Source organism: Roseateles aquatilis (assembly GCF_002205645.1).
Lineage (GTDB): Bacteria > Pseudomonadota > Gammaproteobacteria > Burkholderiales > Burkholderiaceae_C > Roseateles > Roseateles aquatilis.
Map to the genome: position 1 here is coordinate 665940 of NZ_NIOF01000001.1, position 24008 is coordinate 689947.

Annotated in this window: 18 protein-coding genes; 8 read left to right on the top strand and 10 right to left on the bottom strand. The window is 68.7% G+C overall.

What is annotated here, in order from left to right; genetic code table 11:
- Window positions 1–10: 10 nt before the first annotated feature.
- Entirely contained in the window at window positions 11–559 is a 549-nt protein-coding gene (locus CDN99_RS02870; RefSeq protein ID WP_088382575.1) for an NUDIX hydrolase, read from the top strand.
- An 11-nt stretch (window positions 560–570) separates the two neighbouring features.
- Here CDN99_RS02870 and CDN99_RS02875 read toward each other — a convergent pair whose 3' ends face one another.
- From CDN99_RS02875 to CDN99_RS02895, 5 genes are all read right to left on the bottom strand, one after another.
- Window positions 571–918: a hypothetical protein gene (locus tag CDN99_RS02875; protein ID WP_088382576.1), complete on the bottom strand. Its 348-nt coding sequence runs from the start codon at window positions 916–918 to the stop codon at window positions 571–573.
- Window positions 919–938: 20 nt separating this feature from the next.
- The gene (locus CDN99_RS02880) at window positions 939–1226 is read right to left on the bottom strand and encodes a type II toxin-antitoxin system RelE/ParE family toxin (RefSeq protein ID WP_088382577.1); all 288 of its coding nucleotides are present in this window, start codon (window positions 1224–1226) and stop codon (window positions 939–941) included.
- Window positions 1223–1522 carry a hypothetical protein gene (locus tag CDN99_RS02885; RefSeq protein ID WP_158218732.1) on the bottom strand — a complete coding sequence of 100 codons (300 nt, stop codon included), beginning with the start codon at window positions 1520–1522 and terminating at the stop codon, window positions 1223–1225. Before CDN99_RS02885 ends, CDN99_RS02880 begins: the two co-directional genes overlap by 4 nt.
- 141 nt (window positions 1523–1663) lie before the next feature.
- A complete protein-coding gene (locus tag CDN99_RS02890; protein WP_158218733.1) occupies window positions 1664–3592 on the bottom strand; it encodes an EAL domain-containing protein in 1929 nt (642 codons plus the stop codon).
- A 55-nt stretch (window positions 3593–3647) separates the two neighbouring features.
- Entirely contained in the window at window positions 3648–4322 is a 675-nt protein-coding gene (locus CDN99_RS02895) for a transglutaminase-like cysteine peptidase (protein ID WP_088383348.1), read from the bottom strand.
- 127 nt (window positions 4323–4449) lie between these two features.
- Here CDN99_RS02895 and CDN99_RS02900 point away from each other — a divergent pair, with 127 nt between their 5' ends.
- The gene (locus CDN99_RS02900; RefSeq protein WP_088382580.1) at window positions 4450–5316 is read left to right on the top strand and encodes an HDOD domain-containing protein; all 867 of its coding nucleotides are present in this window, start codon (window positions 4450–4452) and stop codon (window positions 5314–5316) included.
- Between the two features lie 132 nt (window positions 5317–5448).
- Here CDN99_RS02900 and CDN99_RS02905 read toward each other — a convergent pair whose 3' ends face one another.
- The 4 genes from CDN99_RS02905 to aceE form a co-directional block, all read right to left on the bottom strand.
- Window positions 5449–6330, bottom strand: coding sequence for a delta(1)-pyrroline-2-carboxylate reductase family protein (locus CDN99_RS02905; protein WP_088382581.1), 882 nt, complete (start codon window positions 6328–6330; stop codon window positions 5449–5451).
- A 16-nt stretch (window positions 6331–6346) separates the two neighbouring features.
- On the bottom strand, window positions 6347–8152 hold the full coding sequence (gene lpdA, locus CDN99_RS02910; RefSeq protein WP_088382582.1) for a dihydrolipoyl dehydrogenase: 1806 nt from the start codon (window positions 8150–8152) through the stop codon (window positions 6347–6349).
- 107 nt (window positions 8153–8259) lie between these two features.
- Window positions 8260–9921 carry a dihydrolipoyllysine-residue acetyltransferase gene (gene aceF, locus CDN99_RS02915; protein ID WP_088382583.1) on the bottom strand — a complete coding sequence of 554 codons (1662 nt, stop codon included), beginning with the start codon at window positions 9919–9921 and terminating at the stop codon, window positions 8260–8262.
- A gap of 24 nt (window positions 9922–9945) precedes the next feature.
- Complete coding sequence (gene aceE, locus CDN99_RS02920; protein WP_088382584.1) at window positions 9946–12663, bottom strand: pyruvate dehydrogenase (acetyl-transferring), homodimeric type; 2718 nt, start codon at window positions 12661–12663, stop codon at window positions 9946–9948.
- A gap of 317 nt (window positions 12664–12980) precedes the next feature.
- Here aceE and CDN99_RS02925 point away from each other — a divergent pair, with 317 nt between their 5' ends.
- From CDN99_RS02925 to CDN99_RS02950, 6 genes are all read left to right on the top strand, one after another.
- On the top strand, window positions 12981–15560 hold the full coding sequence (locus CDN99_RS02925; protein WP_088382585.1) for a PAS domain-containing sensor histidine kinase: 2580 nt from the start codon (window positions 12981–12983) through the stop codon (window positions 15558–15560).
- Window positions 15557–16192, top strand: coding sequence for a response regulator transcription factor (locus CDN99_RS02930; protein WP_088382586.1), 636 nt, complete (start codon window positions 15557–15559; stop codon window positions 16190–16192). The genes CDN99_RS02925 and CDN99_RS02930 overlap by 4 nt, the downstream gene beginning before the upstream one ends.
- Window positions 16193–16261: 69 nt before the next feature.
- A complete protein-coding gene (gene folD, locus CDN99_RS02935) occupies window positions 16262–17128 on the top strand; it encodes a bifunctional methylenetetrahydrofolate dehydrogenase/methenyltetrahydrofolate cyclohydrolase FolD (RefSeq protein ID WP_088382587.1) in 867 nt (288 codons plus the stop codon).
- A 172-nt stretch (window positions 17129–17300) separates the two neighbouring features.
- Entirely contained in the window at window positions 17301–19370 is a 2070-nt protein-coding gene (locus CDN99_RS02940; RefSeq protein ID WP_088382588.1) for a M3 family metallopeptidase, read from the top strand.
- A gap of 121 nt (window positions 19371–19491) precedes the next feature.
- The gene (locus CDN99_RS02945; protein ID WP_088382589.1) at window positions 19492–20388 is read left to right on the top strand and encodes an endonuclease/exonuclease/phosphatase family protein; all 897 of its coding nucleotides are present in this window, start codon (window positions 19492–19494) and stop codon (window positions 20386–20388) included.
- Window positions 20381–20818 carry a hypothetical protein gene (locus CDN99_RS02950; RefSeq protein ID WP_088382590.1) on the top strand — a complete coding sequence of 146 codons (438 nt, stop codon included), beginning with the start codon at window positions 20381–20383 and terminating at the stop codon, window positions 20816–20818. Before CDN99_RS02945 ends, CDN99_RS02950 begins: the two co-directional genes overlap by 8 nt.
- Here CDN99_RS02950 and CDN99_RS02955 read toward each other — a convergent pair.
- Window positions 20811–23903 (bottom strand): EAL domain-containing protein, encoded by a 3093-nt coding sequence (locus tag CDN99_RS02955; RefSeq protein WP_088382591.1) that lies wholly within the window; start codon window positions 23901–23903, stop codon window positions 20811–20813. The two genes, CDN99_RS02950 and CDN99_RS02955, sit on opposite strands and share 8 nt — an antisense overlap.
- Window positions 23904–24008 lie beyond the last annotated feature (105 nt).

Genomic DNA, 24008 nt, shown 5'->3' on the forward strand with positions numbered 1-24008 from the left:
ACTGCGCCCCATGTTCCAAGCCCGGCGCTATCAACATTGCTCCACCTGCGGCGGCCAGATCGAATACCGCATCCCGGCTGACGACAACCGGGAACGCGCCACCTGCACCGTGTGCGGGGCGATCCACTACGAGAACCCGCTGAACGTCGTCGGCACGCTGCCGATCTACGGCGAGCAGGTGCTGCTGTGCAAGCGCGCGATCGAGCCGCGGCTCGGCAAGTGGACGCTGCCGGCGGGTTTCATGGAGCTCGGCGAGACCATCGCCGAAGGCGCGAAACGCGAAACCGACGAGGAAGCCGGCGCGCAGATCGAGCTGCAGGAGCTGTACTGCGTGATGAACGTGGTGCGCGTCGGCCAGGTCCATCTGTTCCACCGCGCCAGGCTGCTGAGCCCGGTGTTCGATCCCGGCCCGGAGACGCTGGAAGCGAAGCTGTTCCACGAGCATGAGGTGCCATGGGATGAGCTGGCCTTCCACACCGTTCGCGAAACGCTGCAGCGCTTCTTCGAGGATCGTCGCGGTGGCAACGGCTATCCGTTGCACGTGGCGGATATCGCCTGATCGTTCAACGATCAGGACCATCGGGGACGCTCCCGCGACGAGGGACTCTGGACCAGTCGTTCGTCGAACGTGGCCACGGCCTCCTCGTGTGGCACGACGTCACCCCGAAGCGCCGCCTTCACACCGTTGTCCTCTTGGCGCGCTATGAGCACCTCATGCAAGGTCACGTCCGGCTCTTCGGGATCGGTGCGCTCGACCCAGCGCTTGACGAGATGCTCGACCAGCTCGTTCATGTCGACGCTGATGCGACTGGCCAGCGCTTCGACGCGGGCCTTGAGTCGCTCGTCGATCTGGACGTGGAAATCCGTGCGCGGCTGGGCCTCCACGGCCGCGTCAGCGCACACGGTGTTCTGCGCCAACACCTGATTTCGAACTCGCATCATTGCTCACCGGCGCCATGCGGCCGGAGTTGCGACGTGTGCCAGAACGACATGACCAGAATCGCCGCCTTGGCGATCACATAGTGAATCACGTAGTTCTCCTGAACGCCCTTCTCTCGCCGGCCGCGCTTGATCGCCTTGCCCAGGAAGGGAAACTGCTCCAACAGCCGTGACTGCTTCAGGCAGTCGCGCAACAGCACTTCCGCAGCGCGCGGGTTGCGGGCCGCGACGTACTCGTACTGATGTTGAAGTTGGGCAAGGGCTCGGCGGGTCCACGCGACCCTCACCGTTTCAGCCCCTGACGCTGTCGCGCATCCGTCAGCATGGCGTTGAAGGCGGCATCGAACTCGTCTTGCGGGACGAGATCGCCACGGAGCGCCTCCTTCATGGCCTGATCGTGCCGGAGTTCCAGCAGAGCCTCGGCTTCACTGACATCGGGGCTGTCGGGGGCCACCCTCAACAACCAGTCTTCGATCAAGCTCGACACCAACTCGTCGACGCCCACATGGATCCGCTGCGCGATCGTCTCGATGCGCGCCTTGAGCTGCTCATCGATCTGGACGTTGAAGTTGGCGAGAGGCATGTAGGGTTCGATGGACTGAAAGACCGCGACCATTCTGCACCTGCTCTTTCAACAACAAGAGGAAGGCGCGAATTCTGAGAGCTTCCGGGCGCATTGCAAGAGTGCTGAACGGCCCTCAAGCGTTGCACCGACTTCAACGAGTCAGGGCTTGATGCCCTGCGCCGATGCCCACGGCCCGGTGATCCCGTCGAGCTCGCAGTCCCACAACGCCTGCGCGTCGAGCGCATCGGTGACGCCTTCGGCGTACACCTTCAGCGCCAGGCTGCGCAGCATCACGACCAGGCTGCGCACGAACGCCGCGCGGCTAACGTCAGCCGACACCCCGGATACCACGGCGCTGTCGAGCTTCACGTAGTCCAGGCCCGCCTGGAAAAGACGATCAATTTGAGCCAGTCCCGCACCGGCGTGCTCCAGCCCCAACTGCACCCCGAGCGGACGCAGTTGCCGCCCCAGTTCCTGCAGCGCCTCGAAGTGCTGCACCGCCGCGGGCTCCGCGAGTTCGAGGCCGATCAGCCGCCGCACCGCCGCCGGCGCGGCCTGCACCAGCTCGCGCGCCCGGGCGATGAAGCTGCCGTCGTTCAGCGAGGCCGGCGCGACATTCACGCAGCGCGCGCGATGGTCCTGCTGCGAGGCCTGCAGCGCCAGCGCCAGGGCTTGCAGATCGGCCTCGGCGCTGAGCCGGTGGCGCAGCGCCAGCGGCAGCCAGCGCGCGGCCGGCTCGAAATCACCGACCGGATTCAGCTTCAACTGCAGCGGGCATTCCAGGTGCAGGACCTGGCGATCACGCCCGATCAGCGGGAACTCCAGCAGGCGGCTGCGCTGCTGTTGCAACGCGTCGGAAATCAAGGCGCGCCAGGCGCGTTCGCCCTGGGCGACTTCCTCCGAGGGCGGCGCCTCGCGCAACTCCAGCACCACGCCCTCGCCCAGCTCCGCGCGCGCCAGCGCCGCATCCGCCGCGGCGAACCACGCGCCCATCGGCTGATCGCGCATCAGCTCGACCGCGCCCATCGCGACGCCGACACCGGGGCCCAGGTTCTGCAGCCCGGCGCGCAAGGCCTCGGCCAGCGCGTGCGCGGTATCGCCGACGACGCCCGGCGCCGGCAGCCACAAGGCGAAGTCCGACCCGTTCAGGCGTCCCGCCAGACAACCCCGGACCTGCTCGGGATACACCCGCAAGGCCTGCGCGATCGCCATCAGCGCCTGGTCGGTCGCGCCGTGGCCCAACCGCTGATTCAGGCCCTGCAAGTCCTTCAGCCGAAGCAGCACCAGCCCCGCTCGCAGCGGCCCGTCGTCGCGCTCCAGCGCCGAGCTCAGCTCCGCCACGAACTGCCGACGATGCGACAGGCCCGTCAGCTCGTCGCACAGCAGTTGGTGATGCAGCGTGCGCAGCTGCTCGGCCTGCGCCTCGAACATCTGCCGGGTGCGCAGCACCATCGTGTTCATCGCGCTGGTGAGCTTGCGCATCTCCGGCACGCGTGGCTCCAGCACCGTCTCGAAACGTCCTTGCGACACGCCCTCGGCCTGCTGCACGGCGGTGTCCAGCGGCCGGCGCACCCGCGACAGCACCGCCGCCGCCGCCACGCCGGTCAGCACGCCCACCAGCAGCAGCCACGACGCGGTGCTCAGCGTCGAGCGCCACAGCGCCTCGTGCACATACCCGGTCTGGCCGCGCAGCTCGACTTCGCCGATCGACTTCCAGCCGTCCGACACCTTGGCCACGCCCGGCGCCACGTCCAGCGGCAGCAAGGCCGCGAACCAACCCGGCGCGCGCGGCGCCTGCGGCGTTTCCAGATGACGCTCGAAGACCTGCGCGCCCTTGGCGTCGCGCCAACGCACGCTCTCGTACGCGCCCGCGTCGAACTGCGCCGAGATCAGCAGCGACATCAACTCCGCGTCGCCCTTCTGCTGCGACAGCGCCAGCGCCAGCGCGCTCGCGTTGTCGGCGTTCTTCAGTTGCGCCTGCGTCTGCAGCAGGTCGCGCAAGGACCAGGCGCTCACCGCGACGCCCCCCAGCGCCGAAGCCAGCACGGCGCCCAGGACCAGGCACCAGATTTGTCTTATCAAGGACATGTCGTGAATTCTCCGTTGCCCATTCTCTCGCCCGCGGCGCCGGCACCCGATCGCATCAGAAGCCCTCCGCCTTCGCCTTCGCCAGCAGGTCGCGCCACATCGACAGGCGCACCAGCGGGTTGCCCGCGGTCGTGGCGCCGACACCCGTCCACAAGCCCTCGCCATTGAAGCTGAACACCGGCGTCAGGTCCGGCCTGAGCGACGCGGGCCGGATCTCGGGGTTGATATTGTCCAGAATCAGGGGCTCCGCGTCCGGCTGCGGATAGTAGGCCAGGACCATGTGCGCCTGCGGCCGGCCCTGGAACTGCGCCCGCACGTAGACCATGCGCAGCTTGGCCGGCGCCACGCCCGCCGATTGCAGGCTCATGTACTTGGCGATCGCGTAGTCCTCGCAGTCCCCGGCGCCCTTGTCGAGCATCTCCAGCGGCGTGGCCCAGTAGTCGATCTGACCCCAGACCTCCATGTCGTCCTTGAAGGCGATGCGCTGGTTGAAGAAGTTGTTGACCAGCGCGAGCCGGTCGCGCTCGTCGGGCAGCGCGGCCGCGCGCTCGGCCATCTGGATCATGGCGCGCACCTGCGCCTGCGTCCTGGGCGACAGCTTGGCGGCGGATTCGGTCAGCCGGTCCTTGTCCCAGCCCCAGGCCGCCGCCGACCACAGCCCCGCCACGCACGCCAGCGCGCACAGGACCGGCCGGGCCCTGCGCGACAGATGGATGGCGAAACGTGACATGCGCAGCAATGTATCTGCCTGCGCGCGCGGTCGAGGGCGAACAACGACGCCGACGCGGACAAGCGGCAATTTGCCGCAGCCGCGTCACGCGTGTGTCGACGGAGCGCCGGGATAATCCGGGCCTCACATGAAGACCCAAGCCGTCCACCAGGAACTGGACCGCGCGCGCGCCGCCGGGCCGCTGCGCCAGATCCAGATTCCCCCTTGTCCGGAGCTGCTGCGGCGCCTGCGCGCCGCGATGGCGCTGCCACAGCCCGACCTGAACGAAGTGGGCCGCATCGCCGCCGCCGACGTGGCCATGTCCGCCACGCTGCTGCGCGTGGCCAACAGCCCGCTGCACCTGGTGGCGGGCAACGTGCCCTGCACCACCGTCGGCCAGGCGATGTACCGGCTCGGGCTGGACGAGAGCGCCGCGCTGATGCAGGCCTTCCTGGTCCGGCACGCCATCCCGGTCAACAGCCCGCACCTGCTGCGCTTTTGGCAGCGCTCCACCAAGCGCGCCGTCGCGATGGGCTTCATCGCCGGCCAGTTGCCCGGCATGCGCGTCGACCTGGCGCAGAGCTACGGCCTGTTCTGCCATGTCGGCATGCCGGTGCTGCTGCAAAGCGTACGCGGCTACGGCGCGACGATGGTCGAGGCCGCGGCCCGCATCGACCGCCCCTTCATCGCCACCGAGAACGCCAATCACCGCACCGACCACGCCGTCGTCGGCGCGCTGGTGATCAAGGTCTGGCATCTGGCGCCGGAGCTGATGACGGCGATCCGGCTGCACCACGACTTCGACGCGTTGCGCGACGAGGGCGTCGATCCCGAGACCCGCACGCTCATTGCCGCCGGCCTGATCGCCGAGCACCTGATGCGCCGCCACGAAGGCCTGGACGAGGACGCCGACTGGGCCGGCAACCGCCATGCGGCGCTGGCCTGGCTGCACTTGTCGGAGGACGAGCTGGAGCAGTGGGACGAGGCGCTGCGTCCGCTGCTGGACGAGGCCTGACCGGCCCGCCCGACCCGGCGAGCGCGCCCGATGGGCCGCATCGACCGGAAGGACCTGCGGACCTGATGACGTTGATCGCGTCGACGGCCCGGCGGGTCCGAGGCGGACGCCGCGGCGGCGCCCATGCGCGCGTCAGCCCCGCACCGCGACGCGGGCCGCCGCCAGGTCCCAACGCGCGCAGCCGACGCTCTTGAAGATGCGCGTGCGGCCGTCGTCGACGGGCCGCTCGCCCATGACGAGGTCCTCCAGCGAGGCCTGCGGCTCGAAGCGGCCCGCGGCCATCAGGTCGCCCGCCTCGGCCTGGGCGCCGACCGGGTCGTCGACCCAGACCTGCGCGTCGCGGACCAGCTCCGGCGGCAACTCCACCATGTCGTCGCGGAACGCGCCGACGCCGATCACCACCGCCCCTTCGCCGACACCCGGCCGCAGCACCGGCACGCGGCTGGTCGTGGCGCAGACGACGACGTCCCAGGCGTGACGCGTCTGGGACTCGGCCGGCAGCGGCTCGACGCCGAGCTCCTCCACGAAGGCCGGCACCGACTGATGTCCCTGCACATGGACGGTCGCCTGCGGGTGCAGCGCCATCAGCGCCTCCACATGCGCCCGCGCCTGCACGCCGCCGCCCACGACCAGCACACGGCGCGGCGCCTTGCGGGCCAAGTACTGCAGGGCGAGCATGCTGACCGCCGCCGTGCGGCGCGCCGTCAGCGCGGGGCCGTCCAGCACCGCCAGGCGTTGCCCGTTGCGGCTGTCCAGCACGATGACTTCGCCGGCGATGGTCGGCAGGCCCAGCGCCGCGTTGAGCGGGTGCACGCTGACGAGCTTGGTGATCGACAGGCTGTCGCTCAGGCAAGGCATCACCAGCAGCACGCCGTCCTGGCGCAACGGCAGCACCTGCCTCGGCGGACAGTTCAGGCGGCCGTCGCGATGCTCGCGACAGACCAGCCCGATCTCTTCCATCAGCGGCGTCCACGGCAGCGCGCGCGCGGTGGCGGCGGCGTCGAGCAGAGGCATCCGCCGGGTCGTCCGCTTACTTGCGCGCCGGCGGCACGTCGGTGCAGGACCCGTGCGCCACTTCCGCGGCCAGGCCGATGCTCTCGCCCAGCGTCGGATGCGGGTGGATGGTCTTGCCGATGTCGACGGCGTCGGCGCCCATCTCGATGGCCAGCGCGATCTCCCCGATCATGTCGCCCGCATGCGTGCCGACGATGCCGCCGCCGATGATGCGGTGCGTCTCCTCGTCGAACAGCAGCTTGGTGAAGCCCTCGTCACGACCGTTGGCGATCGCGCGGCCCGAGGCGCTCCAGGGCAGCAGCCCCTTCTTCACCTTGATGCCGCGCGCCTTGGCCTCGTCCTCGGTCACGCCGACCCAGGCCACTTCCGGATCGGTGTAAGCCACGCTCGGGATCACGCGCGCGTCGAAGCGCGACCTGGCCAGCGCCTCGTCGCCGAGCAGTTCGCCCGCGATGACTTCCGCCGCCACGTGGCCCTCGTGCACCGCCTTGTGCGCCAGCATCGGCTGGCCGACCACATCGCCGATCGCGAAGACGTTGGGGACGTTGGTCCGCATCTGCACGTCGACCGGGATGAAGCCGCGGTCGGTCACGACCACGCCGGCCTTGTCCGCGCCGATCTTCTTGCCGTTGGGGCTGCGGCCGACGGCCTGCAGCACCAGGTCGTAGACCTGCGGCTCCTTCGGGGCGCCCTCGCCTTCGAACGTGACCTTGATGCCTTCCGGCGTCGCCTCCGCCGACACGGTCTTCGTGTTCAGCATGATGTTGTCGAAGCGCGGCGCGTTCATCTTCTGCCACACCTTGACCAGGTCGCGGTCGGCGCCGGTCATCAGCGTGGGCAGCATTTCCACGACGTCCAGGCGCGCGCCCAGCGTCGAGTACACCGTGCCCATCTCCAGGCCGATGATGCCGCCGCCGACGATCAGCATGCGCTTGGGCTTGCTGGTCAGTTCCAGCGCGCCGGTCGAGTCGATCACGCGCGGGTCGTTCGGCATGAACGGCAGACGCACCGCCTGCGAGCCCGCGGCGATGATGATCTTCTTGAACTTCAGCGTCTGGGTCTTGCCGGTGCGCTCCTGCGCCTGGCCGGCGGTTTCCTCGACGGACAGGTGGTTCGCGTCGAGCAGCGTGCCGTAGCCGCGCACGACCGTGACCTTGCGGCCCTTGGCCATGAAGGCCAGGCCGCCGGTCAGCTTGCCGACGACCTTCTGCTTGTGCGCGAGCAACTTGGGCAGCTCGACCGTGGGTTCGCCGAAGGCGACGCCCAGGTCGGCGAAGTGCTTGACCTCGTCCATCACCGCCGCCACGTGCAGCAGCGCCTTGGACGGGATGCAGCCCACGTTCAGGCAGACGCCGCCCAGCGTGGCGTAGCGCTCGACGATCGCGACCTTCAGGCCCAGGTCGGCCGCGCGGAACGCCGCCGAATAACCGCCGGGGCCGCCGCCGAGGACGACCACGTCGTATTCACCGTCCGCCGCGCCGCCGTAGGTCGCGGCTTGCGGCGCCGGTGCCGCGGGCGCCGCCGGAGCGGGCGTCGCGGCGGCGGGCGCCGGGACCGGCGCGGCCGGCGCGGGCGCGGCAGCCGCGTCGCTGTCCAGCACGATCAGCAGGTCGCCCTGGTTCAGCTTGTCGCCCAGCTTGACCTTGAGCTCCTTGACCACGCCCGCCGCGGAGGACGGGATCTCCATCGAGGCCTTGTCGGACTCGACGGTGACCAGGCTCTGCTCCTGCTTGACCGTGTCGCCGACCTTGACCAGGACCTCGATGATCGCGACGTCCTTGAAGTCTCCGATGTCGGGAACCTTGACTTCGATTTGTGCCATCTGATGTCTCTCGCAATCTGTTTCTTAGCGCGCCCGGCCGGCGCCCGGCCGCCACGAGGCGGCCGGGCGCCCGCCCGGCGTGGGGCAGTGCCCTGCCCCCGGATGCATCACAACGCGATGCGGCGGAAGTCCGCCAGCAAGGACGCGAAGTACACGTTGAAGCGCGCGGCCGCGGCACCGTCGATGACACGGTGGTCCCAGCTCAGCGACAGCGGCAGGATCAGGCGCGGCTGGAACTGCTTGCCGTCCCACACGGGCTGCGTCGAGGACTTGCACACGCCCATGATCGCGACTTCCGGCGCGTTGATGATCGGCGTGAAGTAGGTGCCGCCGATGCCGCCCAGCGACGAGATCGAGAAGCAGCCGCCGGTCATGTCGGCCGGGCCGAGCTTGCCGTCGCGGGCCTTCTTGGCCAGCTCCGACATCTCCTGGCTGATCTGGAAGATGCCCTTCTTGTCGCAATCGCGGATCACCGGCACGACCAGGCCGTTCGGCGTGTCGGCGGCGAAACCGATGTGGAAGTAGTTCTTCAACACCAGCGTGTCACCGTCCAGCGAGGCGTTGAACTCGGGGAACTTCTTCAGCGCCGCGACGGTCGCCTTGATCATGAAGGCCAGCATCGTGACCTTGATGCCGGACTTCTCGTTCTCCTTGTTCAGCTGGACGCGGAAGGCTTCCAGCTCGGTGATGTCCGCGTCGTCATGGTTGGTGACGTGCGGGATCGTGACCCAGTTGCGATGCAGGTTGGCGCCGCTGATCTTCTTGATGCGCGAGAGGTCCTTGCGCTCGACCGGGCCGAACTTCTCGAAGTCGACCTTGGGCCAGGGCAGCAGGCCCGGGAAGGCGCCACCGCCGCCAGCGCCCGCCGGAGCGGCCGCCTTTTGCGCGACGGTCTGCGTCGTGCCGGCCATCACCGCCTTGACGAAGCCCTGCACATCGGTCTCGGTGATGCGGCCCTTGGCGCCGGAGCCCTTGACCTCTTCCAGCGGCACGCCCAGTTCGCGGGCCAGCTTGCGGATGGTCGGGGACGCGTGCGGCAGCCGGCCGGTCGGCTGGGTCGGTTCGTGCGGCGGCAGCGCGGCGGTCGGGACCTGGCGGTCCGTCGGCGCGGGGGCGCTGGCGGTCGCCGGAGCCGGCGCGGCCGCGGCCTGGGCCGGCGCGGCAGCCGGCGCCGCGGATGCGGCGGGCGCGCCGCCGACGGCGTCGATCACCGCGATCTTGCTGCCCTTGGCCACCTTGTCGCCGAGCTTGACCAACAGCGCCTTGATCACGCCGCCGTGAGACGACGGGATCTCCATCGAGGCCTTGTCGGACTCGACGGTGATCAGGCTCTGCTCCTGCTTGACGGTGTCGCCGACCTTGACCAGCACCTCGATCACCGCGACCTCGTCGAAATCGCCGATGTCGGGCACGACGATGTCGACCGGTCCGGCGGAGGCCGCAGGCGCGGCGGCCGGTGCCGCCTGCGGTGCCGGGGCAGCCGCCGCGGGAGCCGGAGCCGCGGCCGGCGCGGGGGCCGGCGCCGCGGCCGCGTCGCTCTCGAGGATGACGATCAGGTCGCCCTCGTTGAGCTTGTCGCCCAGCTTGACCTTGATCTCCTTGACCACGCCCGCCGTCGAGGACGGGATCTCCATCGAGGCCTTGTCGGACTCGACCGTGACCAGGCTCTGCTCCGCCTTCACCGTGTCGCCGGGCTTGACCAGCAACTCGATGATCGCGACATCCTTGAAGTCCCCGATGTCAGGAACCTTGACTTCCACCAATGCCATAACTGATGTCTCCGTCGCCGCCGCTTACGCGTACAGGGGGTTGATTTTGTCGACGTTGATGCCGTACTTCTTGATCGCTTCCGCGACCTTGGCCTGCGGCAGCTTGCCTTCGTCGGCCAGGCTCTTCAGCGCGGCCACGACGATGTAATGACGGTTGATCTCGAAGTGCTCGCGCAGCTTGGAGCGGAAGTCGCTGCGGCCGAAGCCGTCGGTGCCCAGCACCTTGTACGAGCGGCCTGCCGGGATGAAGGCGCGGATCTGCTCCGCGTAGTTCTTCATGTAGTCGGTCGACGCGACGATCGGACCCTGCACCTTGCTCAGTTGCTGGGTCACGTACGGCACGCAGGCCAGCTCGGTCGGGTGCAGCAGGTTCCAGCGCTCGGCGTTCTGGCCGTCGCGGGCCAGCTCGTTGAAGCTGGGGCAGGACCAGACGTTGGCGCCCACGCCCCACTCGGACTCGAGCAGCTTCTTGGCGGCCTGGCTCTCGCGCAGGATGGTGCCGGAGCCCAGCAGATTCACCGTCAGCGGCTGCGCGCCCTGCGGCTGCACGGCCTCTTCCAGCAGGTACATGCCCTTGAGGATCTGCTCCTCGGTGCCGGCCTTCAGGCCCGGCATCGGGTAGTTCTCGTTGAGCAGTGTCAGGTAGAAGTAGACGTTCTCCTGGTTCTCGACCATGCGCTTGAGGCCCGAGTGCAGGATCACCGCGACTTCATGCGCGAAGGTCGGGTCGTAGCTGATGCAGTTCGGGATCGTGCCGGCCAGGATGTGGCTGTGGCCGTCCTCGTGCTGCAGGCCCTCGCCGTTCAGCGTGGTCCGGCCGGACGTGCCGCCCAGCAGGAAGCCGCGCGCCTGCATGTCGCCCGCCGCCCAGGCCAGGTCGCCGATGCGCTGGAAGCCGAACATCGAGTAGTAGACGTAGAACGGCACCATCACCCGGTTGTTCGTCGAGTACGAGGTCGCCGCGGCGATCCAGCTGGCCATGCCGCCGGCCTCGTTGATGCCTTCCTGCAGGATCTGGCCGGCCTTGTCCTCGCGGTAGTACATGACCTGGTCCTTGTCGACCGGCGTGTAGTTCTGACCCGCGGGGTTGTAGATGCCGATCTGGCGGAACAGGCCTTCCATGCCGAAGGTACGCGCCTCGTCGACCAGGATGGGCACCGTGCGCGGGCCCAGTTCCTTGTCGCGCAGCAGCGTCGTCAGGAAGCGGACGTAGGCCTGCGTGGTGGAGATCTCGCGGCCTTCGGCGGTCGGGTCCAGCACGGCCTGGAAGGTGGCCAGGTCCGGCACCTTCAGCGCCTCGTCGGCCTGCGGGCGGCGCTTGGGCAGGTAGCCGCCCAGCGTCTTGCGGCGCTCCAGCAGGTACTGCATCTCGGGCGTGTCGTCGGCCGGCTTGTAGAACGGGATCTTGGCCAGCTCGCCGTCCGGGATGGGGATGTTGAAGCGGTCGCGGAAGGCCTTGATGTCCTCGTCCTGCAGCTTCTTGGTCTGGTGGGCGGTGTTCTTGCCTTCACCGATCTTGCCCATGCCGTAACCCTTGACGGTCTTGATCAGCATGACGGTCGGCTGGCCGACGGTGTTGACGGCCTTGTGATACGCCGCGTAGACCTTCTGCGGGTCGTGGCCGCCGCGGTTCAGGCGCCAGATGTCCTCGTCGGACATGTTCTCGACCATCTTCAGCAGCTCGGGGTGCTTGCCGAAGAAATGCTTGCGCACGAACGCGCCGTCATTGGCCTTGTAGGCCTGGTAGTCGCCGTCCAGCGTCTCCATCATGACCTTGCGCAGCAGCTCCTGCTTGTCGCGCGCCAGCAGCGGGTCCCAGTAGGAGCCCCAGATCAGCTTGATCACGTTCCAGCCGGAGCCGCGGAACTCGCCCTCCAGCTCCTGGATGATCTTGCCGTTGCCGCGCACCGGGCCGTCCAGGCGCTGCAGGTTGCAATTGACGACGAAGATCAGGTTGTCCAGCTTCTCGCGCGCGGCCAGGCCGATGGCGCCCAGGCTTTCCGGCTCGTCCATCTCGCCGTCGCCCAGGAAGACCCAGACCTTGCGCTTGGAGGTGTCGGCGATGCCGCGGGCGTGCAGGTACTTCAGGAAACGCGCCTGGTAGATCGCCATCAGCGGGCCCAGGCCCATGGACACCGTCGGGAATTGCCAGAACTCGGGCATCAGCTTCGGGTGCGGATAGCTCGACAGGCCCTTGCCGTCGACTTCCTGGCGGAAGCTGTTCAACTGGTCCTCGGTGATGCGGCCTTCCAGGAAGGCGCGGGCGTAGATGCCGGGCGCGCTGTGGCCCTGGATGTAGAGCAGGTCGCCGCCGTGCACGCCGTCGTCGCCGTGCCAGAAATGGTTGAACCCGCAGCCCAGCATCGTCGCCAGCGAGGCGAAGCTGGAGATGTGGCCGCCCAGGTCGCCGCCGTCCTCAGGATGCAGGCGGTTGGCGCGCACCACCATCGCCATCGCGTTCCAGCGCATGAAGGCGCGCAGGCGCTCCTCGATCTCGATGTTGCCGGGGAAGCGCTCTTCCTTGTCGGCCGGGATGGTGTTGACGTAAGCGGTGGTGGCCGAGAACGGCACGTCGATGCCCGCCTGGCGGGCGTGGTCGATCAGCGTCTCGAGCAGGAAGTGGGCGCGGTCGCCGCCCTCCTCACCGATGACGGCGGACAGGGCGTCCAGCCATTCCTTGGTCTCGAGAGCGTCGGTGTCATTGGCGGCTGCGCCGAGGAACGACTGGGGCTGCGCGGACATGTCTTGTCTCCTGTTTCTCAATCACCGGCCTTCGGCGGGCCTGCGCGGATCCGGCCTGGATCCGACGCGGGGCCGTCGCCGCGCGCAAGCCTGAGCTTACGTAATTGCGCGCGAAGCGACACCCGCCGGAAGGGCTATGGCGGCGGAGTGTCGCATAAGGCTTGCATTTTCCAAATAGCGCGACGCGTTTTCATATTATGAGATTTTCCAGTTGAGCGGAGAGCCGCGCCGGGTCGTTTTCCTTTCACGATGCGATCAGGGAATGCCCGGATCCGGCGCGCCCGAGCGGCGGCGAATCGGCTTGGATAATCGCGCCCATGTTGTCCCGCCTCGATGTCCAAGGCTTTCTGCGCCGCGTCCTGAATCCCGTCAAGCGTCTGGTTTCGGCGTGGTGGCGTCGGCAATCGCCATCGCGGCAGGACCGGTTCGCGACGCTGGGACCCTTGCTGTCGGTGGTGCTGTTCCTGGCGGCGATCGTTTCGGCCTTCTGGTACCTGCGCAACGAGGAAATCGAGCGCGAGGCCGAGGCCGTCAAGCGCGACACCGAGATGGCGCAGCAGCAGATCCGCTCGCGCCTGATCGACAACGAGGACCAGTTGATCCCGCTGCAGCGCGACCTGGCCAATCGCGCCATCGACAACCTCGAATTCACGCAGCGCGCGATGGCGATCGCGCGCAACCGTCCCGAGATCACCCACATCACCTGGCTGAACGCGCGGCGCGAGCGGCGCGTCAGCGTCGCCGCGATCGGCGAGCAGGCCGACTCGCTGATGACGCTGGACGGCAATGACCCGTCCATGCCCAACGGCCACGCCAACAGCGAGCCCGAGCGCGCCTTCCAGTCGGCGCGGGACCGGCGCACGCGGGTCTATTCGGCGTCCTTTGCCGACGCCAACAACACCACCGTCTTCCAGCTCCAGCTGCCGCTGAGCGACCGCAACGGCTTCGCCGGCGTGCTGATCGCCGAGTATGCGGTCGAGGGCCTGCTGCGCTACTCCGTCGCCAACGAGCTGACCTCGCGCCACGCCGTGGCGGTGCTGGACCCGCGCGAGCAGGTCGTGGCCAGTACCGTCACGCCGATGCCGGGGCGTCGCATCACGCGCGCGCCGATCTTCTACGAAGTGCCGATGGCGCCCGCGCCCGGCCTGGTGCTGCGCGGCCAGGGCTACCGCACGTCGATCGGACTGATCTCCAACACGCTGTTCTGGATGGTGATGGCGCTGTCGGTGCTGACCGTGTGGATGCTGCTGGGCACCTGGAAGCACATGCGGCGCCGGGCGCAGGTCCAGAACGCGCTGGCGGCGGAAACCAACTTCCGGCGCGCGATGGAGAACTCCATGCTGACGGGCATGCGCGCGATGGACCTGGAGACGCGCATCAGCTACGTCAACCCGGCCTTCTGCGCGATGACCGGCTTCGCCGAGTCCGAGCTGATCGGCCGCAAGCCGCCCTTCCCTTACTGGCCGCCCGACCGCTACGAGGAGAACCTGCGCCTGCTGCAGCAGGAAATGCAGGGCCGCAGCCCGGCCGGCGGCTCCGAGGTCAAGGTGATGCGCAAGGACGGCAGCATTTTCGACGCGCGCATGTACGTCTCGCCGCTGATCGACCCCAAGGGCAAGCAGAACGGCTGGATGACCTCGATGACCAACATCACCGAGGCCAAGCGCGTGCGCGACCAGCTGTCGGCCTCGCACGAGCGCTTCACCACGGTGCTGGAGGGGCTGGACGCGGCGGTGTCGGTGCTGTCGGTGCAGCAGGGCGAGTTGCTCTTCGCCAACCGCAGCTACCGGTTGTGGTTCGGCGCCGACCCGAAGGGGCACGCGATGCTGGCCGGCTCGCAGTTGACCGGCACCACCAGCAAGGAAGAGCCGGACGAGGAGGTCGACGACTACGGCGGCCTGCCCGCGCAGCACCTGACCGAGATCGGCGGCGACTCGCGCGAGGTCTTCATCACGCAGTTGGACATGTGGTTCGACGTCCGCGCCCGCTATCTGCAATGGACCGACGGCCGGCTGGCGCAGATGCTGATCGCCACCGACATCACCGCGCGTCGCCATGCCGAGGCGCAGCAGCAGCAGCAGGCCGAGAAGGCGCAGGTCACCAGTCGCCTGATCACCATGGGCGAGATGGCCTCCAGCGTCGCCCACGAGCTGAACCAGCCGCTGACCGCGATCAGCAACTACTGCAACGGGATGGTCTCGCGCGTGCGCGGTGACAACATCGCCAAGGACGATTTGCTCGCGGCGCTGGAGAAGACCGCCAAGCAGGCTCAGCGCGCCGGGCAGATCATCCACCGCATCCGCGCCTTCGTGAAACGCAGCGAGCCGCAGCGGCAGCCGGCCTTCGCGGCGTCCATCGTCGAGGACTCGGTCGAGCTGGCCGGCATCGAGCTGCGCCGGCGCAACGTGCAGATCCACACCTACGTCGCGCAGCGGCTGCCGGTGATGCGGGTCGACCCCATCCTGATCGAGCAGGTGCTGCTGAACCTGCTCAAGAACGCGGCCGAAGCCATCGACAACGCGGCGCTGCCGCCGTCGCGCCGCCACATCGAATTGCGCGTCGTGCCCAAGCACACCGCCGAGCTGGGCGCCAACATCGAGTTCTCCGTGACCGACATGGGCCCCGGCCTGCCGGTCGAGGTCATCGAGCGCATGTACGAGGCCTTCTTCTCCACCAAAGCCGATGGACTGGGCATCGGCCTAGGGTTATGCCGGTCCATCATCGAGTCCCACCAGGGCAGGATTCGCGCCGAGAACCTCTACAATGGCGCGTCCATCGTCGGGTGTCGGTTCGCGTTCACGATCCCTGTGGACATTCCCCGACCTGAGCCCCACGTCCCGAGTCCTGACAAGGACGCCGGCACGGGCACTGCTCACAACACCGCAGCAACACCATGAGCCTGATTCCGAAGAAGGGTAACGTCTACGTCGTGGATGACGACGAGGCCGTACGAGACTCCTTGCAGTGGCTGCTGGAGGGCAAGGACTACCGGGTCAAGTGCTACGACTCCGCCGAGAGCTTCCTCAGCCGCTACGACCCGCGCGAAGTGGCCTGCCTGATCGCCGACATCCGCATGGACGGCATGAGCGGCCTGGACCTGCAGGACAAGCTGATCGAACGCAAGAGCCCGCTGCCCATCGTCTTCATCACCGGCCACGGCGACGTGCCGATGGCGGTGCAGACGATGAAAAAGGGCGCGGTCGACTTCATCGAGAAGCCGTTCAAGGAAGAAGAGCTGCTGAACCTCGTCGAGCGCATGCTGGACCAGGCCCGCGGCGCCTTCGCCACGCAGCAGGAAGCGGCCAGCCGCGACGCCCTGCTGTCGCGCCTGACGACACGCGAGGCGCAGGTGCTGGAGCGCATCGTCGCCGGCCGCCTGAACAAGCAGATCGCCGACGACCTGGGCATCAGCATCAAGACGGTGGAAGCGCATCGCGCCAACATCATGGAGAAGCTCAACGCCAACACCGTGGCCGATCTGCTCAAGATCGCGCTCGGCGCGAACACCGCCGGCGCCAAGGCAGGCTGAGTTTCCCCCGCATCCCCCGAGGCCGCCCTGTGCGGCCTCTTTCATTTCCGAGCCCTGGAGTACCGCACCATGACCGCCCAACTGATCGACGGCAACGCCCTGTCCAAGCAACTGCGCGCCGACGTCGCCACGCGCGCCGCCGCCCTGACCGCCCGCGGCGTCAGGCCGGGGCTGGCGGTGGTGCTGGTGGGCGACAGCCCCGCCAGCCAGGTCTACGTGCGCAACAAGGTCAAGGCCTGCGAGGACGCCGGCATGCATTCCGTGCTGGAGAAGTACGACGCCGCGCTGACCGAGGCCGAGCTGCTGGCCCGTGTCGACGCGCTGAACCAGGACCCCGCCATCCACGGCATCCTCGTGCAACTGCCACTGCCGCGCCACATCGACGCGCACAAGGTCATCGAGGCGATCGCGCCGGAGAAGGACGTGGACGGTTTCCACGTCGCCAGCGCGGGCGCGCTGATGGTGGGCCAGGACGGCTTCAAGCCCTGCACGCCCTACGGCTGCATGAAGATGCTGGAGTTCATCGGCTATGACCCCAAGGGCAAGCACGCGGTGGTGATCGGCCGCAGCAACATCGTCGGCAAGCCGATGGCGATGCTGCTGCTGCAGGCCAACGCGACGGTCACCGTGTGCCACAGCGCGACGCCGGACCTGGCGCACTTCACGCGGCAGGCCGACATCGTGGTGGCCGCCGTCGGCAAGCGCGACGTGCTGACCCGGGACATGGTCAAGCCCGGCGCCGTGGTCATCGACGTGGGCATGAACCGCGACGACGCAGGCAAGCTCTGCGGCGACGTCGACTTCGACGGCGTGAAGGAAGTGGCCGGCTGGATCACGCCGGTGCCGGGCGGCGTCGGCCCGATGACCATCACGATGCTGCTGGTCAACACCATCGAATCGGCTGAACGCGCCGAGCGAGCCGCCTCGGCACGCTGATTGCCCGTCGGCGGCCGACCGGACGCCGCCGCATCCCTGTTGCGTCGGACCGGCCCCGCGCCGGCCGCCGCGTCGATAGCCAGCCTTGAAGGCCGCGATAGAAACCCCAAAAGCTGGGCGGCCATAAACGCTGACACACTGTTCCGGCTCCCATCAGACTCACGAGGCCTGCATGACCGACCTTTCCGCCGCGCCCAATCCGCTGCTCTCCACCGCATCGCTGCCGGACTTCTCCGCCATCGACCCGTTGCACATCCAGCCCGCGATCGCGGAGCTGCTCGCGCAGGCGCAACACGCGCTCGAGGAAGTCACGGCCGATGGCGCGCCGGCCGATTACGACCATCTGTCGCGGGTGCTCAACGTGGCGACCGAGCGGCTGGGCACGGCCTGGGGTGCCGTCGGCCATCTGAACGCGGTCGCCAACACGCCGGCGCTGCGCGAGGCCTACAACGCGGCGCTGCCGGCGGTGACCGAGTTCTCCACCGCGCTGGGCGCCAACGAGGCCTTGTACGCCAAGTACAAGGTGATCGCGACGCAGCCCGGCCTGACGCCGGAGCGCACGCAGTTGCTCAAGCACGCGATGCGCGACTTTGTGCTGTCCGGCGCCGAGTTGCATGGCGAAGCCAAGGAGCGCTTCGCCCGGATCCAGGAGCGCAGCGCGGAACTCGGCCAGGCCTTCTCCGAGCACGTGATGGACGCCACCGACGGCTGGGCCTATTACGCCACCGCGGACGAGCTCGCCGGCGTGCCGGCGGACGTCGTCGCCAACGCGCGCGCCGCCGCCGACAAGGACCGCGAGGAAGGCAAGGAACAGGCGCTGATCCCCGGCGCCCACAAGCTGAGCCTACACTTCCCCGTCTACATGCCGGTGATGCAGTACGCCGACGACCGCGCGCTGCGCGAGCGCCTTTACCGCGCCTACGCCACGCGCGCCAGCGAGCTCGGCGACAAGCCCGAGTGGGACAACAGCCAGCTGATGGGCGAGCTGCTGATGCTGCGTCAGGAGGAGGCCCGCCTGCTCGGCTTCCAGAACTTCGCCGAGGCGTCGCTGGTGCCGAAGATGGCGACGTCCCCGGCCCAGGTGATGGACTTCCTGCGCGACATGGCCGGGCGCGCCCGCCCCTTCGCGCGGCGCGACCTCGACGAGCTGCGCGACTTCGCCCGGGCCGCGCTCCAGATGGACGACCTGCAGGCCTGGGACATGGCCTACGTGTCGGAGAAGCTGAAGGAAGCGCGCTACGCGTTCTCCGACCAGGAGGTGCGGCAATACCTGACGTTGCCGCGCGTGCTGGACGGGTTGTTCCGCATCGTCGAGCGCCTCTTCGGCGTGCAGCTGGTGCCGGCACGGGCGTCGGTGTGGCACGACTCGGTGCAGTTCTGCGAGCTGCGCCGCGACGGCCAGTTGATCGGTCAGGTCTACCTGGACCTCTACGCCCGCAACGGCAAGCGCCCGGGCGCCTGGATGGACGAGGTCCGCGGCCGCTGGACCCGTCCGGACCTGTCGGGCGCCGCCGCCGAGCAGATCCCCGTCGCGCACCTGGTGTGCAACTTCCCGCAGGGCGCCGACGGCAAGCCGGCGCTGCTGACGCACGACGACGTCACCACGTTGTTCCATGAATGCGGCCACGGCCTGCATCACCTGCTGACGCGGGTCGCGGAACTGGGCGTGTCCGGCATCTCGGGCGTGGAGTGGGACGCGGTCGAGCTGCCGAGCCAGTTCATGGAGAACTTCTGCTGGGAGTGGGAAGTCATCCAGCAACTGTCCAGCCACGTCGACACCGGCGCGCCGCTGCCGCGCGAGCTGTTCGACAAGATGCTGGCGGCGAAGAATTTCCAGGCCGGCCTGCAGACGCTGCGCCAGATCGAGTTCGCGCTCGTCGACATGCGGCTGCACGCCGAGCCCGGCGCGGAAACGCGCATCCAGGAGCTGATCGACGAGGTCCGCGCCGAGGTCTCGGTCAATCCGCCGCCGGCCTTCAACCGCTTCCAGCACAGCTTCTCGCACATCTTCGCGGGCGGCTACGCGGCCGGGTACTACAGCTACAAGTGGGCGGAGGTGCTGTCGGCCGACTGCTGGAGCGCCTTCGAGGAAGAAGGCGTCTTCAATCCGGCCACCGGCCGCCGTTACCTCGACGAGATCCTGTCCATGGGCAGCGTGCGCGACGCCATGGACAACTTCAAGGCCTTCCGCGGCCGCGAGCCGACGATCGACGCGCTGCTCAGGCATCAGGGCATGGCGTGAAGCCGGCAGTCCTCGGCCACATCGCATCGATTTGAGCCAGTCCTGATCGAGGCTCCGAGCCCTCGCCCGTGTGTCCCGTTGGGTAGCATCTCCCGATGGGATGTGAAGGCCGAGGACATCGATGCAACTGACCCTCGCGTGGTGGAACACGGCGCTGTCCCCCACGAAACGAAAGAACCGGGGAACGCCCGAAGAAATCGGGGCCGCCGCGGCCGTGATCGGCCGCCTGATCCAGGCCGGCGCCGATCTCGTCGCGCTATGCGAGGTGACTGATCAGGACCTCGCCGGGATCGAGCGGCATCTGACCGCCACGCTGGATGACTTCGTGATCAGGCGCACGCAGGACAAGGTGGGATCGAGCCACTTCGATACCGCGGTCCTGCATCGAAAGTGCCTGTCTCTGGGCAAGGGCCAGTCAGTGGCCAGACATCAAGGGGCTCGGCTACTCAAGGCCGCGCAGAAGTTTCTGCTATCGCTGCCGGACGGCTCCGAGATCGTGCTCTACGTCTCTCATTGGCCGAGCCGGGCGACGCTGGAGACGCCCTCGAGAACCATCCTCGGCGACATCCTCCGAGGCAGCATCGAAGACGAGATGAAGGAGCGGCCGGCGTGCTCGGTCGTGCTCCTCGGCGACTTCAATGACGAACCCTTCGACCCCGTCATGGAGCAACGACTGCTGTCCAGCAGAGACAAGCAGCTGGTGAAAAAGAAGGACTACCTGCTCTACAACCCGTTCTGGCGCCACATGACCACCTATCGGCATGGCGCGAGGGAGCACCAGTTCTGCGACAGGGGGACCTACTTTCATGCCAATGGTCCCGTGACCAAGTGGAGAACTTTCGATCAGATGATGTTCAGCGCCTCGCTCGTGAGCGGCAAGGCTGGGTGGCAACTGGACGAAACGGCGACGAGGGTCTTCGATGACCCCGAGATGGGCAACCTTGTGTTGACCAGGAAGAACGTCTTTGATCATCTGCCGATCGTGGGACGACTGATCAGTAGCATCAGCGATGAATGACTTTCGACAAGCGCTCCATCGAGGGCTTCAGGCGGCCGACGAGGCCAAGGTAGCTCGCGCGGAAATCAACGCCATCTTCAACGAGCTGAATCTCGCGCTGCTTTCCGTCACGCAGGACCGGGTCGAGATTGCCCGGACCGATAACGCAGGCCGCCGGGATCCCGGGGAGGGGGCCGGGTCGCCCGGCGCCACCGCGCCGTCGGTCTCGGACCTCACCGCCATCTCCGTGACCGGCAATGGCACAACCCCCGCCGCCGCCCGTCGAATCGCCAAATGGAGACAGGCCACCGACGGCTATCCGTGCACCATCATTTGGGAAGACCGCCATGTCGAGTGCGATAGCGCCGAATCGCTGCGCCAGGAACTGATGGACCTGGTCGCCTCGTCGTCCGCGGGCGAGGCGATCAAGGCCATCATGATGCTCAAGTGACGCGCAGCTCCTCGACGCCGCTCGACGGCTTCCTCCACGGCACCGTCTGAATCAGCCGCCTGGCCTCGTCCGCGGGCAGCGCCTTCGCGAACAGCCAGCCCTGGGCGACCGGCACGCCCAGGTCCTCCAGCAGCGCCGCCTGCTGCTCGTCCTCGACGCCCTCGGCCAGCGTCTGTTGGCCCAGGGCTGCGGCCAGACCGACGATGGTGCGCACGGTCTCGCGGGCGTCCCGCCCTTCTCCCAGCCGCATGACGAAGCTGCGATCCACCTTGAGCGTGTCGAACCGGAAGCGGTGCAGGTGGGCCAGCGACGAGTAGCCGGTGCCGAAATCGTCGATGGACAGCTTGAACCCCAGCCGGGCCAGCGCCTGCAGCGTCTGCGCGGCGCGCTGCGGATCGGCCATCGCCGTGCGCTCGGCCACCTCCAGCGTCAACTGCGAGGCCGGCACGTCGCCCAGTGCCTTCAGCGTTTCGCGGGCATCGGCCAGCAACTCGGCGTCGCGCTCCAGCTGGACGCCAGACACGTTCACCGCGATCACGCCCTTGAAGCCGATGTCGCGCCAGCGGCGCAGTTGCAGCGCCGCCTCGATCAGGGCCCAGCGGCCGATCTCGGCGATCTGGCCGCTCTCTTCCGCCGCCGCGATGAAGTCAGCAGGCATCACCATGCCGCGCGTCGGATGCCGCCAACGGATCAGCGCCTCGAAGCCGAGCAGGCTGCGATCGGACAGCTTCACGAACGGCTGGTAGTGCAGCTCGAATTCACCGGCCGCCAGCGCCGATGCGACGTGGTCGCGGACCCAGCGGCTCGACGGCTCGACCCGCTGCTCGGCCGGATTGAACGCATGCGCGTGGCCAGGCCCGGCCGCCTTCGCGCGGGCCAGCGCACGTTCGGCGGCGACCAGCAGGTCGTCGGCGCTGAAGGCGCCCTGCCCCGCATGGGCCCAGCCGGCGCACGCGGTCAGGCGATGCGCGCCGGTGCGCGCGGCACCTGACGCGGCGGGGTCGGACGACACGATGGCGTCGAACAGGAAGGGCTCCTCGATCCGCGCCAGCGCCCACTCGGGCACGCGGTCGACGAGCGTGCCGCCGGGCTCCAGGCGGGCATCGAACAGGATGGCGAACTGATCGGCGCCCACGCGCGCGACCGTGCGCCCGGTGCGCCGGCCCAGGCGCTGCGCGCATTCGACCTGCACCGCGTCGCCGGCGATCAGGCCATGGCGCTCGGTGAACCCGTGGAAATCGTCCAGGCCCACCAGCACCACGCCGACCGGCAGTCCCGGCGTCGGCGTCGCCAGCCGCTGCGCCAGCAGCTCGACGAACAACGCGCGGTTCGGCAACCCGGTCAGCCGATCGTGCAGCGCGTCGCGCGCGCCCCGCGCCTGCAGGTGTTCCAGCGCGCCGATGTCGGTGAGCGTCCCGGCCATGCGCACCGGCTTGCCGTCGCGCCGCATCGCTACGCCACGCGCCAGCAACACGCGCGGCTGGCCGCCCTGGTCGAAGCGCAGCACGTGATGGAACTGGTGGCTGCGACCTTGCAGATGCGCGTCGAGGTCGCCGCGGAACAACCCGGCCGCGCCTTCATCCAACGGCGCGGTGAATCGGGCGATGCCCTCCGCCGCCTCGTTGCGGTCGGCCTCGCGACCCATCAGCGCCCACCAGCGCAGCGACACGTCGAGGCGATCGCGCGTGATGTCCCAGTCCCACAGCCCGTCGTTGGCGCCCTGCGCCGCCAGCGCGTAACGCGCCTCGCTGATCCGCAGTTGCCGCAGCGCCGCGCGGCGCCGGGCCAGCGCCGCCAGCGCCCGCAGCGCCAGCGCGCACAGGCTGCCCGCGGCGATCGCCAGCAGCGGCGTTGCCAGCGGCAGCACCAGGTATTCCTCCTCGAAGGCCCACTGCGCCGCCGCCAGGCCACCGGCCGTCAGCAGCGCGACCAGGACCAGCCCCAGCCACACGCGGCCGCGCGCCAGGAGCACGCAGCACAGCAGCGGCAGCGTCAGCAGCGCGATCAGCTCCGCCAGCGTCGCCCAGTTGGGCCGCGTGAGCGTGCGGCCGGTGAGGATGTTGTCGACGACGGTCGCGAGACGCTCCATGCCCGGCAGGCCGGCATCGAAGGGGCTCTTGACAGGGTCGCCGGCGCCGGGCGCCGACACGCCCAGGATCACGATCCGGTTGTGCAGCGCCTCGGGCGGCACGCGGCCGTCGAGCAGGTCGACCGCGCTCACCGCCGCGAAGGTCCCCGTCGGCCCGTAGTAGTTGACCCCTTGCTGCGACAGCAGATCCAGCGGCACGCGCAGCGAGCCCCAGCGAACGTCGCGGCCCCAGCGCAACGTGGCCTCGGACCAGGGCTGCCGCATCGCGTCACCGGCGATGCGCAGCGCCAGCGACGGGTAGACCTGACCGCTGAACGGCAAGGCCGGCAGGTCCTGGCGCAAGGCGCCGTCGGCATCGAGCCGCGTGGTGACATGTCCCAGCGAGCGGGCAGCCGACAGCAGCGGCTCCTGCGGCGCCTGGACGCGGTCGGGCACCAACGCGCTGCGCGGGGGGCCTTCCGCGCGCGTGAAGGCGTGCGGGAGCAATGCGGAGGGCGGCGATTGAGGCGGCGATTGAGGCGGCGATTGGGACGACGATTGGGCCGGCGATCCCGGTCCGATCTCCGCGGTCGACGACAAGGCGAACGGCAACAGCACCGGCGCACCGCCGCCCATCGCCGCGGCGAGGGCCCCGTCCGCATCCGGCTGCGGATCGAGCAGCAGCATGTCCACCGCGACGAGGCGCGGCCGGGCCGCCTGGATGCGGTCGATCAACGCGGCCAGTTGCTGGCGGCTCGGCGCGACCCCACCGAAGCGCGAAGCGCTGGCGTCGTCGAAACGCACCAGCGCGATCGGGTAGCTGGTGCCGGGCTTGAGCGGCCCGCGCCATTGCGCCTGTGCGTCCTGCACCAGCCCGTCGAGCCGCGCCAGCGGTCCGGCCTGGAATCTCGCCAGCCACAGCGTCGTGACGGCGGCCGTCACCAGCAGCGCGACGACCAACTGGGCCCAGGCCCAGCGCGACGGCCAGCGGAACCCGCGGCGACGGTCGCCCGCCATCACGCGCCCACCAATCGACCGACCCTCGCGCGGTCCTCGTTCAACAGCCTGCTCACATCGCCCCCTTTGTCATCGTGCCCTCGTTGCCGGCTTCTGGAATCCGCT

Excerpts from the sequence above, each read along its gene's own strand:
- CDN99_RS02930 (WP_088382586.1), top strand. The coding sequence starts at position 15,557 with ATGAGCCTGATTCCGAAGAAGGGTAACGTCTACGTCGTGGATGACGAC.
- CDN99_RS02905 (WP_088382581.1), bottom strand. The coding sequence starts at position 6,330 with ATGCCTCTGCTCGACGCCGCCGCCACCGCGCGCGCGCTGCCGTGGACG.
- CDN99_RS02900 (WP_088382580.1), top strand. The coding sequence starts at position 4,450 with ATGAAGACCCAAGCCGTCCACCAGGAACTGGACCGCGCGCGCGCCGCC.
- CDN99_RS02895 (WP_088383348.1), bottom strand. The coding sequence starts at position 4,322 with ATGTCACGTTTCGCCATCCATCTGTCGCGCAGGGCCCGGCCGGTCCTG.
- folD (WP_088382587.1), top strand. The coding sequence starts at position 16,262 with ATGACCGCCCAACTGATCGACGGCAACGCCCTGTCCAAGCAACTGCGC.
- CDN99_RS02950 (WP_088382590.1), top strand. The coding sequence starts at position 20,381 with ATGAATGACTTTCGACAAGCGCTCCATCGAGGGCTTCAGGCGGCCGAC.
- CDN99_RS02885 (WP_158218732.1), bottom strand. The coding sequence starts at position 1,522 with ATGCCTCTCGCCAACTTCAACGTCCAGATCGATGAGCAGCTCAAGGCG.
- CDN99_RS02925 (WP_088382585.1), top strand. The coding sequence starts at position 12,981 with ATGTTGTCCCGCCTCGATGTCCAAGGCTTTCTGCGCCGCGTCCTGAAT.
- CDN99_RS02940 (WP_088382588.1), top strand. The coding sequence starts at position 17,301 with ATGACCGACCTTTCCGCCGCGCCCAATCCGCTGCTCTCCACCGCATCG.
- CDN99_RS02890 (WP_158218733.1), bottom strand. The coding sequence starts at position 3,592 with ATGTCCTTGATAAGACAAATCTGGTGCCTGGTCCTGGGCGCCGTGCTG.
- lpdA (WP_088382582.1), bottom strand. The coding sequence starts at position 8,152 with ATGGCACAAATCGAAGTCAAGGTTCCCGACATCGGAGACTTCAAGGAC.
- CDN99_RS02945 (WP_088382589.1), top strand. The coding sequence starts at position 19,492 with ATGCAACTGACCCTCGCGTGGTGGAACACGGCGCTGTCCCCCACGAAA.
- CDN99_RS02955 (WP_088382591.1), bottom strand. The coding sequence starts at position 23,903 with ATGGCGGGCGACCGTCGCCGCGGGTTCCGCTGGCCGTCGCGCTGGGCC.
- aceF (WP_088382583.1), bottom strand. The coding sequence starts at position 9,921 with ATGGCATTGGTGGAAGTCAAGGTTCCTGACATCGGGGACTTCAAGGAT.
- CDN99_RS02870 (WP_088382575.1), top strand. The coding sequence starts at position 11 with ATGTTCCAAGCCCGGCGCTATCAACATTGCTCCACCTGCGGCGGCCAG.
- aceE (WP_088382584.1), bottom strand. The coding sequence starts at position 12,663 with ATGTCCGCGCAGCCCCAGTCGTTCCTCGGCGCAGCCGCCAATGACACC.